The following is a 12,449-nucleotide window of genomic DNA, read 5'->3' as shown; positions in this document are numbered from 1 at the left end:
TGGTGGTCTACGGCTCCGGCTTCCCATTGTGGCGGAAGGGTCTGACATTCCCGGCGATCCGGTCCGCCCCTCACCCCCCGGGCCACCCGCCGCAGCCGCTCTCAGCGGCGCGGGCGGCGGCCCCGTCCGGAGGTGCCATGACCCTCGTCGTCCTGGTCGTGGTCGCCGAGCAGCTCGTCGGCCAGGGTCGGCAGATCGTCCAGCGGGGTCTCCTCGGCCCACTCCGGGCGACGGCGGCGGCCCCGGCCCGGACGCCGCTCCTCGGCTGCCTCCGGGACGGCGTGCGGATCGCTGATCTGCGGCAGCTCCCGGGTCCGCTCGTTATCGCCCTCCGGTACGGCGTCCGCCGGGCGCTCGTCGCGGAAGATGCCCCGCGGAACGCGGTCCGCCGGGTGCTCGTCACGGACCGGCGGGAGTACCGCCGTCTCGTCCGCGGAGCCCGTGGCGTCCCGTACCGCAGGCCGCTCGGACGGTTCGGTGATCCTCGGGATCATCGCGGTCTCGGCCTGGTCCGAAGGCGTGTCGACCGGTGACGGCACCTGCTGCGTCACCTCGTTCGAACTGACGACCGGCGTCGGCACCGTCAGCTCGTTGTCCGGGACGGAAGCGGATGCGGCCGCCTCCGCGCGGGCGGCCTCCGCCGCCGCGGCCGCCTCGGCCTCGGCCTGCCGCCGGGCTGCCTCGGCCCGCAGCAGCGCCTCCTCCGCCTTGCGCTGCTTCTCCAGCCGCCGCGCCTCGGCCTCCTTGCGCAGCCGGGCCTCCTCCTGGGCCTGCTTGCGCAGCCGCTCCTGCTCGGCCTCGCGCGCCTGCTCCTCGGCCTCGCGCCGGGCCCGTTCCTCCTCGGCGACCCGACGGGCTTCCTCGGCCTGCCGGCGGGCCTCCTCCGCCTGCCGCTCGGCCTCGCGCTGCCGCGCCTCCTCCAGCTCGCGGCGCTTGCGCTCCTCCTCCTCGGCGCGGAGCTTGGCGAGCTGCTCCTGGCGCTCGCGTTCCAGCCGCTCCTCCTCCGCCTTGCGCGCCGCCTCTTCCTCGGCCTTGCGCCTGGCCTCTTCCTCGGCCGCCTTGCGTGCCTCCTCCTGGGCCTTGATCTCGGCCTCGGAGAGCGGCAGGAGCTGGTCGAGCCGGTGGCGTACGACGGTGGTGATCGATTCCGGTTCCTGGCCGGCGTCCACTACCAGGTAGCGGGTCGGGTCCGCTGCGGCCAGTGTGAGGAAGCCGGACCGTACCCGGGCGTGGAACTCGGGCGGCTCGGACTCCAGCCGGTCGGGCGCCTCGGTGAACCGTTCCCGTGCGGTCTCCGGGTCGACGTCGAGCAGCACCGTCAGATGCGGTACGAGTCCGCTCGTCGCCCACCGCGAGATCCGGGCGATCTCGGTCGGGGAGAGATCGCGGCCCGCGCCCTGGTAGGCGACGGACGAGTCGATGTAGCGGTCGGAGATGACGATCGCGCCGCGCTCCAGGGCCGGACGGACCACCGAGTCGATGTGCTCGGCGCGGTCGGCGGCGTAGAGCAGTGCCTCGGCCCGGTTCGAGAGCCCGGCCGACGACACGTCGAGCAGGATCGAGCGCAGCCGCTTGCCGACCGGCGTGGCGCCGGGCTCGCGGGTGACGACGACCTCGTGGCCCTTGGCCCGGATCCACTCGGCGAGCGCCGCGACCTGGGTGGACTTGCCGGCCCCGTCGCCGCCCTCCAGGACGAGGAAGAAGCCGGTGGCGGCGGGGGCGACAGCCGGCTCGCCACCGCGCAGGGCCTCGCGCAGGTCACGGCGGAGCGGCACTCCGGAACGGTCGTCCGTCTTCGCGAGGACGATCGCGGCGACCGGCAGCAGCAGTGCGCCGATGAGCATGAGGGCGAACGCTGCGCCGCCGTGCGCGAAGACGAAGTCTCCGGCCTTCAGCCGGTGGGTGCCGATCGCCGCGGCCAGCAGCGGTCCCGCGACCGCGCCGAGCGCGATCAGGACCCGGACGACTGCCTGGAGGTGCTCGGTCGTCCTGGTCCGGCGGGGCTCCTCGGTCTCCTGATCGACGAGCGTGTGGCCGGTGTTGCCCGCGACACCCGCCGCGTAACCGGCGAGGACCGCGAGGAACACCACGGTCGCCGTGTCCGGCACCAGACCCATCGCAAGGAGCGCGACCCCGGTGACGGCGGTGGCGAGGGCGAGCATCCGGCGTCGCGACAAGGTGGGCAGCACCTTCTCCGCGGTACGGATACCGGCGCCTGTGGCGCCCGTCAGAGCCAGGATCAGCAGAGCGAACGTGGCCGGTCCGCCACCGAGGTCGTAGGCGTGCAGTGCGGCGACGGCGGCTGCGGCGGCGATCGCTCCGGCGACGGCCGCGCACGCGCCGACGAGCAGCGGGACGGCGCCGGTGCGGCCCCTGTCCGGGCCGCCGCCGGTGGGCGGCCGTCGCAGACCCTCCAGGGGCGAGCGCGGGCGGGGCGTGGGAGAACCGGGGAGTTCGAGGAAGTAGAGGATCGAGATCGAGGCGGAGAACAGCCCGGCCGCGACGTACGAGCCGAGAGCCGCCTGGTGGAAGGAGAACCACTCCAGCGCCGGGGACAGCAGATGGCCGATCAGCGCGGCGACCAGCAGAACGGCCGCGGCGGCGGGGACGGCGGCGAAGTCCGTACGGAGGGAGAGCCTGCGCAGGGCGTCGAGGTGGTCGGGCAGCGGGCGTACCGCGGCGCCCTCGGGGGGCGGGGAGGGCAGCAGCGCGGGGGCGGCGCTCTCCTTCGCGACCGTCCACAGCCGATCGCCGGCGCCGGTGACGAAGACGGTGATGAGGATCATCATGAGCGCCCTGTCGGGCATCCAGTCGATCCACAGCGGTGCGACGACAAGCAGCGCGAGCCGCAGGCCGTCCGCCCCGATCATCAGCCACCGCCGGTCCAGCGGTCCGCCGGGCGCGGTGAGTGTCGTCAGCGGCCCCAGGAGTACGGCTCCGAAGAGGAGCGTGGCAAGGATTCGGGCACCGAACACGGCGGCGACGGCAAAGGCCGCCCCGCGGTATCCGGGTCCGAATGAGCCCTCAAGGACCGCCGCTTGCAGCGACAGCAACACCAGCACGAGAAGGGCGAGTGCATCGCCGATACTCCCGACGAGCTGGGCGCTCCACAACCGCTTCAGCGGGGGAACACGCAACAGAACTCGTACGGCGCGCTCGCGTGAGTCTGCGGCAAGTGTGTCGGAGGTGGGGCTCACGACCGTTGGCTGCTCGGCTCGCGTCATCCGCCCAGCCTATCCGGAGCGGCGCGGTCGGCGACGGCCCCGTCCGAACATATGGGCGCCCGAGCGGGGTGCGGAGGTGCTCCCCCGCACGCCGGAGGGGCTGGAATGTCCAGCCCCTCGGGTGTTCGGGAACGCGCTGACCGCCGGTGCGGTCAGTCCTCGACGGATGACGCGGACGCCTTCTTCGCGGCCGCGGTCGTCTTCTTGGCTGCCGTCGTCTTCTTGGCTGCCGTCGTCTTCTTCGCGACCGTCGTCTTCTTCGCGGCCGTCTTCTTGGCCGTCGTCGCCTTCTTCGCGGGCGCCTTCTTCGCCGGGGCCTTCTTCGCCGTCTTCTTCTTGGCGGGTCCCTTGGCGCGCTTCTCCGCGAGGAGCTCGTAGCCGCGCTCCGGCGTGATGTCCTCGACACTGTCGCCGGTCCGCAGCGTCGCGTTCGTCTCGCCGTCGGTGACGTACGCGCCGAAGCGCCCGTCCTTGACGACGACCGGAGCACCGCTCACCGGGTCCGTGCCCAGTTCCTTCAGCGGCGGCTTGGCGGCGGCGCGCCCGCGCTGCTTGGGCTGGGCGTAGATCGCGAGAGCCTCTTCGAGCGTGATGTCGAAGAGCTGGTCCTCGGACGTCAGCGAACGCGAGTCCGTGCCCTTCTTCAGGTACGGGCCGTAGCGCCCGTTCTGCGCGGTGATCTCGACGCCCTCGGCGTCCTCGCCGACGACCCTCGGCAGCGACATCAGCCTGAGCGCGTCCGCCAGTGTCACCGTGTCCAGCGACATCGACTTGAAGAGCGACGCGGTCCGCGGCTTCACCGCGCTCTTGCCGGTCTTCGGGGTGCCCTCGGGCAGCACCTCGGTGACGTACGGACCGTACCGGCCGTCCTTCGCGATGATCTGGTTGCCGGTGACCGGGTCCGCGCCGAGCTCGTAGTCGCCGCTCGGCTTGGCCAACAGCTCCTCCGCGTACTCGACCGACAGCTCGTCGGGCGCCAGGTCCTCCGGCACGTCCGCGCGCTGGTGGCCCTCGGCCTCCTTCTCACCGCGCTCGATGTACGGGCCGTACCGCCCGACGCGGAGCTTGATGTCGTTGCCGACGGGGAAGGAGGAGATCTCCCGGGCGTCGATCGCGCCGAGGTCGGTGACGAGCTCCTTGAGACCGCCGAGGTGGTCGCCGTCGCCGTTGCCCGCGGCGGAGGCCGCGCCACTGACGGCGTCGTCGCCCTCGCCGAAGTAGAAACGCCTCAGCCACGGCACGGACTGGGCCTCGCCCCGCGCGATGCGGTCGAGGTCGTCCTCCATCCGCGCGGTGAAGTCGTAGTCGACGAGCCGGCCGAAGTGCTTCTCCAGCAGGTTGACCACGGCGAAGGAGAGGAAGGACGGGACGAGCGCCGTGCCCTTCTTGAAGACGTAGCCGCGGTCGAGGATGGTGCCGATGATCGAGGCGTACGTCGACGGGCGGCCGATCTCGCGCTCTTCCAGCTCCTTGACCAGCGAGGCCTCGGTGTAACGGGCCGGCGGCTTGGTCGCGTGGCCGTCGACCGAGATCTCGTCAGCGGACAGCGCGTCGCCCTCGGCGACCTGCGGCAGCCTGCGCTCACGGTCGTCGAGCTCGGCGTTCGGGTCGTCGGCGCCTTCGACGTACGCCTTCATGAAGCCGTGGAAGGTGATCGTCTTGCCGGACGCGGAGAACTCGGTGTCGCGTCCGTCGCTCGCCCGGCCGCCGATCTTCACGGTGACCGAGTTACCGACCGCGTCCTTCATCTGGGAGGCGACGGTCCGCTTCCAGATCAGCTCGTAGAGCCGGAACTGGTCGCCGGTCAGACCGGTCTCGGCGGGTGTGCGGAAGCGGTCGCCGGAGGGGCGGATCGCCTCGTGCGCCTCCTGCGCGTTCTTGACCTTCCCGGCATAGGTACGCGGCTTGTCCGGCAGGTAGTCGGCGCCGTACAACTGCGTGACCTGCGCCCTCGCCGCGGAGACCGCGGTGTCGGAGAGCGTCGTGGAGTCGGTACGCATGTAGGTGATGAAGCCGTTCTCGTACAGCTTCTGTGCGACCTGCATGGTGGCCTTCGCCCCGAAGCCCAGCTTCCGGCTCGCCTCCTGCTGGAGGGTCGTCGTACGGAACGGGGCGTACGGGGAACGGCGGTACGGCTTCGACTCGACGGACCGCACGGCGAACGCGGAGTCGGCGAGCGCGGCGGCCAGGGCCCGGGCGTTCGTCTCGTCCAGGTGCAGCACCTGGCCGGACCCGGACTTCAGCTGTCCGTCCGGACCGAAGTCGCGGCCCTGGGCGATCCGGCGGCCGTCGACCGCGCTGAGGCGGGCGGTCAGCGTCGACGGGTCGGAGGCGTCACCGGTACGGCCGGTGGCAAAGGCGCCGGTCAGGTCCCAGTACTCGGCGGAACGGAAGGCGATGCGCTCGCGCTCCCGCTCGACGACGAGTCGGGTGGCGACGGACTGGACCCGGCCTGCCGAGAGCCGCGGCATGACCTTCTTCCACAGGACCGGCGAGACCTCGTAGCCGTAGAGGCGGTCGAGGATACGGCGGGTCTCCTGGGCGTCGACCATGCGCTGGTTCAGCTCGCGCGGGTTGGCGACGGCGGCCTGGATCGCGTCCTTGGTGATCTCGTGGAAGACCATCCGGTGGACCGGAACCTTGGGCTTCAGCACTTCCTGCAGGTGCCACGCGATGGCTTCGCCCTCGCGGTCCTCATCGGTGGCGAGGAAGAGTTCATCGGACTCGGCCAGCAGCTGCTTGAGCTTCCTGACCTGTGCCTTCTTGTCCGCGTTGACGACATAGATGGGCTGGAAGTCATGCTCGACGTCGACGCCGAGCCGACGGACCTCGCCGGTGTACTCGTCGGGAACCTCTGCGGCACCGTTCGGCAGGTCGCGGATGTGCCCGACGCTCGCCTCGACGACGTATCCGGGGCCGAGGTAGCCCTTGATCGTCTTCGCCTTGGCAGGCGACTCGACGATGACGAGTCGGCGGCCGCCCTGTGCGGTCTCGCTGGTCGGGGACAACTTCGCTCTTCTCTCCGGTCGACACTCAGTGGGCATCCGGGCAACGCGATGACGCTGCCGACGGTGCTGTCGCTGCGGAGTGTGACGGTACAACCCGCCCCCGTGTCAAACGGCAAAAGCCCGCAACGGCCACTCGAACGGTAACCCGACTTCCGCCATTCCTGCCGCCCGGAGTGCCCGATACGCGGCGCGCGCGGTCGCTGCCTGCGGGTTTCGCGGCACCGTGGCGGTGCTGCGGCCGCCGGAGGTCGGTGGCGGGACAGCCGGGCGTGTTCACGTCCCGGGCCGGGTGATCACACGGCCGCGACGTGGGTGGCGAGGCGGCAGCCGTGGATCAGATACACGTGAAGCACCCCACGCCGAGGACGAGGAAAAGTACGCCGAACAGAGTGGCGAGTGTGGCGGAGACAACGGGGCGCACCCCGTACGCCACCGGCGCGTGGTGTGCGACGCGCGCCCCCGTCCAAACCAGCAGCCCGGCCCCGAACAGCGCGAACGCCGTTCCGGCGAATACCGCAGGTCCGCTCTCCATGCCCGTACGCCTCTCCGTGACACGCCCGGCCCAGGGCCGATGCCCGGTTCGGGTCAGGGGGAGGCTGTCACTCGAGGGCGACACCGGTGCGAACCCCGGGTGAACTCCAGGGCCGCAGTCCACGGGGGCGCGCTCCGCCCGGGCCGCGCTCGTGGGCCGGATCGCATCAGGTCGAGGGTCACGCGACGCCGACTACGTCCGAACACCGCCGGCAGGACCACGGCGAGCACCGCGTATCCGGCCCCCCGGGGACGGCTCGGCGCCGAGCCGTCCCCGGTCCAAGCCACCCCCCTGCGGACAATCCCGGGCGGCCTCGGCGGCATGGGGCGGCGGACGAACGTCCCCGACGGCCCGCATCCACCCCGGCAGGGTCTCGCGCGGCACATTCGCGCCAGTCAGCAGCAGGAGCACGGAAGCCGCCACATGGGACACCAGGAACACGTCGGGACAGCGGGCTGATGGCGATCCGGGTCGCCCGGAGCACCGTCTCGTCCAGCTCGATTGATCACCCGGCGGTCACCGCTCCGCGCTCATCAGGCAGCCCCCACCGGCTCCAGGAACCCTTCCTCCACCAGCAGCCGGATCGCCTGCGGGGTACGGTCGCGCAGCAGTACCGGGTCCTCGTTCATCAACTGGGCGATCGCGTCCAGGATCCGGCCCGCGGGCAGCGTCCCGTCGCAGACGCCCGCGAAACCGGCGCCGACCGCGTCGACCTTCGTCGCACGCCGCATGGCGCGGTTCTGACGCAGCACCACATGCTCGGGGTCCTCCGCGCCCGGCAGTCCGACCTGCTCCTGCATCACTTCCGGAGCCAGCGTGAAGCGGTCGGCGAGCAGCGCCGCGTCATCGTGCGTCCGCAGATAGTCCTGGCGCGCGAAGTGGGCCTCCACGGCCGCGCCGAGCGGCTGTTCCACCGGGTGCGGCCACTCCTCGATCACGACCGACGGATTCCCGTCGGCGGCGGCCACGGACTTCCGGAGCGTGATCCAGCCGAAACCGACGCTCTTCGTCTTGCGGGCCTCGAACTCGTCCAGCCAGACGTCGTACCGCGCGGCGTACTCCGCGGGATCCGTACGGTGGTCGCCGCTGTCGCGCAGCCACAGCTCCGCGTACTGCGTGATGTCCTGCACTTCGCGCTGGACGACCCAGGCATCGCAGCCGCGCGGCACCCAGGAGCGCAGCCGGTCCTGCCACTCCTCGCCCTCTACGTGCTGCCAGTTGGCGAGGAAGTGCGCGTATCCCCCCTCGTTCAGCCGGTCGCCGGCCTGCTGCACCAGCGTCCGGCACAGGTCGTCGCCGCCCATGCCGCCGTCGCGGTACGTGAGACGGGCGCCCGGCGAGATGACGAACGGCGGATTCGACACGATGAGGTCGTACGTCTCGGTGTCGACCGGCTCGAAGAGCGAACCCTCGCGCAGATCGGCCGGGGTGGCGCCGGACAGGGCGAGGGTCAGCCGGGTGAAGGCGAGGGCGCGGGGGTTGAGGTCCGTGGCCGTGACCCGGGTGGCGTGCTGCGCGGCGTGCAGCGCCTGGATGCCGGAGCCCGTACCGAGATCGAGCGCGGAGGCGACCGGTGTACGGACGGTGATCCCGGCGAGTGTGGACGACGCCCCACCGACGCCGAGGACCACCCCCTCCTCGCGCGAACCGATGCCACCCGCGCCGCCGACCGCGCATCCCAGGTCGGAGACGATGAACCAGTCCTGCGCCTCGGGCCCGCTGTACGGCCGCACGTCGACGGCGGCCCGCACCTCGTCGCCCGCGCGGATCACCCAGCCGTCCTCGACGCACGCGTCCAGCGGGAGCGCGGCGCGGGCCCGCTCGTACGGGACGGGGCGCTGAAGCAGGAAGAGCCGCACCAGCGTGTCGAGCGGGGAGTCGCCACGGGTGGCCCGCAGTGCCGGAACCGTCTCGCTGCGGGCGAGCGCGGCATAGGCGGGCGCGCCGAGCAGGTCGAGGAGACCGTCGGCGGTGAAGGCGGCGGCAAGCAGGGCTTCGCGGAGCCGGGGCGAACGGTCGGGCGCGGGGAGGCTGGTCGTACTCACCCGCCCATTGTGGCCGCTCCCACCGACGACGGCAGCGGCCCGGCAGCATCCAAGCTGCCGGGCCGATCCGTGCCGGCGTTGTCAGGGCTTCTTGCTGGGCGACGCGGAAGCCGACTTCTCGGGGGTCTTCGACGGCGCGGCGGCCGGCGGGACCGAAGCCGTCGGCTTCTGGCAGCCCGGCTGCTTGGCCATCGCGATGCCGACCTTGCCGGACTGGAGCTGCTTCAACGCCTGGTCACCGTTGGTGCTGATCTTGTTCAGCTCGTCGGCGATGCCCTTCAGACCGTCGGCGAACTTCGCCTGGTCCTTGATGTCGAGCGCGTCGACCTTCTTCTGCAGCTCCGCGTAAGCGGCCGAGGAGGCGTTGAGCTCCTTCACGGCCTCCTTGTGCGTGGTCTCGCCGCCGTCGACCGGTGGTGCGCCCGCCGAGCCCACAGCTGTGCCCAGCGCCTTGTACGCCTGCGAGATCTGCTGGAAGGCGGCCGAGTCGGTCTTCTGGACATCGGCGGGCTTGCTGTTGTCGGCGGTCTGCTGCTGGATGGCGGCGTTGGCGTTCGCGATCTTCTGCAGCTGGGGCTTGACCTGGTCGCAGACCTTCTTGGCCCAGTCGTTGACCTTGTTGTCGTTGCCACTGTTGTCGCTGCAGCCCGACAGCGTCAGTACCAGTACCGCACCGCCGGACAGTGCGGCTGCAAGCTTCTTGTTCACCGGATCGGTCCCTTCCAAGGCTCTCGGCCCCGGAACTTACACGCCAGATGACCTCCATCCGGGTGCCAAGTGTCTGATAGGTGTCCTTTTGCAGCCATTTGCACCAAGGGAAATGAGGGAGATACAACTCACGCGCGAACGGGTGAACGCACGCGGCAGCCGGATGGCAAACGGGTGGGCGACGCATCGGAATGCGCCGCCCACCCATTCTTTGACCAGATCATGCCCTTGCTTGATCAGGTGCTGCCCCGGGTTGATCGGACCCCCGCGAGCTGTCGCTCTCTTCCCTGTGCCCGCCTCATGAAACGGCAGCCGGATCGGTCGACTTGGCAGTCGCGCCGCCGTCGTCATCGGAGTCGTCCTCGTCGCCCACGGCGATCCCGCGACGCTTGGAGGCATAGACCGCGCCGACGATGACGGCGAGGGCAAGCACCGCCACCACCGCCCGCACGCCCGCGCTCGCGTCCGCCCCGTAGCTGAACTGCACCACCGCCGGCGCGATGAGCAGCGCCACCAGGTTCATCACCTTGAGCAGCGGGTTGATCGCCGGTCCCGCCGTGTCCTTGAACGGATCGCCGACCGTGTCGCCGATCACGGTCGCGGCGTGGGCCTCGCTGCCCTTGCCTCCGTGATGGCCGTCCTCGACGAGCTTCTTGGCGTTGTCCCACGCGCCTCCGGAGTTGGCGAGGAAGACCGCCATCAGCGTCCCGGTGCCGATCGCGCCCGCGAGGTACGAACCGAGCGCCCCGACACCGAGGGTGAAGCCCACCGCGATCGGCGCCATCACCGCGAGCAGCCCGGGCGTGGCGAGCTCACGCAGCGCGTCCTTGGTGCAGATGTCGACGACGCGCCCGTACTCCGGCTTCTCGGTGTAGTCCATGATCCCGGGGCGCTCGCGGAACTGCCGCCGCACCTCGTAGACAACGGACCCGGCGGACCGGGACACCGCGTTGATGGCCAGGCCGGAGAAGAGGAAGACGACCGCGGCCCCAAGGACCAGCCCCACCAGGTTGTTGGGCTGCGAGATGTCGAGGCTGAGGGTCATTTCCCCGGCCTTGGCACCCACGCCGTCGACCGCCGTGGCGATCGCGTCGCGGTAGGAGCCGAAGAGTGCCGACGCCGCCAGCACGGCGGTGGCGATGGCGATGCCCTTGGTGATGGCCTTGGTGGTGTTGCCGACTGCGTCCAGGTCGGTGAGGACCTGGGCACCGGCGCCGGTGACGTCGCCGGACATCTCGGCGATGCCCTGCGCGTTGTCGGAGACCGGCCCGAAGGTGTCCATGGCGACGATGACCCCGACGGTGGTGAGCAGCCCGGTTCCGGCGAGGGCCACCGCGAAGAGCGCCAGCATGATCGACGTACCGCCGAGCAGAAACGCCCCGTAGACGCCGAGGCCGATCAGCAGCGCGGTGTAGACGGCGGACTCCAGGCCGACGGAGATCCCGGCGAGTACGACAGTGGCCGGGCCGGTGAGGGAGGACTTGCCGATGTCCTGGACGGGGCGCCGGCCGGTCTCGGTGAAATAGCCGGTGAGCTGCTGGATCAGCGCGGCCAGCACGATGCCGATGGCGACGGCGACCAGGGCGAAGACCCGAGGGTCACCGCTGTGCGCCGTGATCGCACTGTCGGTGACGCCGTCCAGGTCGGCGAACGAGGACGGGAGGTAGACGAAGACGGCCACCCCCACCAGGACGAGCGAGATCACCGCGGAGATGAAGAATCCGCGGTTGATGGCGGTCATCCCGCTGCGGTCGGCGCGCCGCGGGGCGACCGCGAAGATGCCGATCATCGCGGTGACCACGCCGATCGCCGGCACGATCAGGGGAAAGGCCAGTCCGGCGTCGCCGAAAGCGGCCTTGCCGAGGATGAGCGCGGCGACGAGCGTCACGGCGTACGACTCGAACAGGTCGGCCGCCATGCCCGCGCAGTCACCGACGTTGTCGCCCACGTTGTCGGCAATGGTGGCGGCGTTGCGCGGGTCGTCCTCCGGGATGCCCTGCTCGACCTTGCCCACGAGGTCGGCGCCCACATCGGCGGCCTTGGTGAAGATGCCGCCACCGACCCTCATGAACATGGCGATGAGCGCGGCACCGAGCCCGAAGCCCTCGAGCACCTTGGGCGCGTCGGCGGCATAGACGAGAACCACGCACGAGGCGCCGAGCAGCCCGAGCCCTACCGTGATCATGCCGACCACGCCGCCCGTGCGAAAAGCAATCTTCATAGCCCGATGCGATACGTCGGTGAGATCTTTTTCCGGCTCACCTTCCGCCGGAGTCGCCTCACGCGCGGCGGCCGCCACCCGCACATTGCTGCGGACGGCCAGACGCATGCCGATGTATCCGGTGGTCGCCGAGAAAAGCGCACCCACCAGGAAGAACAGCGACCGGCCGGCGCGCTGTGACCAGGTGTCGGCCGGAAGCAGCATGAGCAGGAAGAAGACCACGACGGCAAAGACGCCGACCGTGCGCAGTTGCCGGGCCAGATAGGCGTTCGCGCCTTCCTGGACGGCTGCCGCGATCTCCTTCATGCGGTCGGTGCCCTCACCGGCCGCCAGCACCTGGCGGACCAGCAGCCGGGCGACGATCAGTGCGGCGACGGCGACGATCGCGATGGCGATCACGATGACGCGGTTGTCATCGGTGAGTACCGCGGCCGCGAGAGAGGTGGGTCGGTCGGAAAGTGCGGAAACTTCGGGCAGTTCTGCCAGTGGTGTGGTGATGAAGCCCGCCATACGTCCTCCTTGACGCTCAGCGCTCAAGACGTGGACGGATTGTAGGGAGCAGAAGCTGATCAAAACAGTCCGCAGTAAATGTAAATCGACTTTACCCGCCGATCGATAAATGATCGCACCCTCGGATTGATCCGAATGCAGTAATGGGACAGAAGCATTGTCCGTAGATCGCTGATCAAGCAGAAATGAAAAAGGCCCTGC

Annotated in this window: 6 protein-coding genes; all 6 read right to left on the bottom strand. The window is 70.5% G+C overall.

Features of this window, described 5'->3' with window-relative positions; translation table 11 throughout:
• Positions 1 to 101: 101 nt before the first annotated feature.
• A complete protein-coding gene (gene tmk / locus AB0N06_RS06115) occupies positions 102 to 3,224 on the bottom strand; it encodes a dTMP kinase (protein WP_366133500.1) in 3,123 nt (1,040 codons plus the stop codon).
• 152 nt (positions 3,225 to 3,376) lie between these two features.
• A complete protein-coding gene (gene topA / locus AB0N06_RS06110; RefSeq protein ID WP_366133499.1) occupies positions 3,377 to 6,232 on the bottom strand; it encodes a type I DNA topoisomerase in 2,856 nt (951 codons plus the stop codon).
• 334 nt (positions 6,233 to 6,566) lie between these two features.
• Complete coding sequence (locus AB0N06_RS06105; protein WP_366133498.1) at positions 6,567 to 6,764, bottom strand: hypothetical protein; 198 nt, start codon at positions 6,762 to 6,764, stop codon at positions 6,567 to 6,569.
• Between the two features lie 533 nt (positions 6,765 to 7,297).
• The gene (locus AB0N06_RS06100) at positions 7,298 to 8,809 is read right to left on the bottom strand and encodes a class I SAM-dependent methyltransferase (RefSeq protein ID WP_366133497.1); all 1,512 of its coding nucleotides are present in this window, start codon (positions 8,807 to 8,809) and stop codon (positions 7,298 to 7,300) included.
• Between the two features lie 81 nt (positions 8,810 to 8,890).
• Positions 8,891 to 9,517 (bottom strand): small secreted protein, encoded by a 627-nt coding sequence (locus AB0N06_RS06095; RefSeq protein WP_366133496.1) that lies wholly within the window; start codon positions 9,515 to 9,517, stop codon positions 8,891 to 8,893.
• Between the two features lie 298 nt (positions 9,518 to 9,815).
• Positions 9,816 to 12,248 carry a sodium-translocating pyrophosphatase gene (locus AB0N06_RS06090; protein WP_366133495.1) on the bottom strand — a complete coding sequence of 811 codons (2,433 nt, stop codon included), beginning with the start codon at positions 12,246 to 12,248 and terminating at the stop codon, positions 9,816 to 9,818.
• Positions 12,249 to 12,449: the final 201 nt, after the last annotated feature.

Source organism: Streptomyces sp. NPDC051020 (genome assembly GCF_040683105.1).
GTDB lineage: Bacteria > Actinomycetota > Actinomycetes > Streptomycetales > Streptomycetaceae > Streptomyces.
This window is presented reverse-complemented; position numbering and strand designations above follow the sequence as displayed.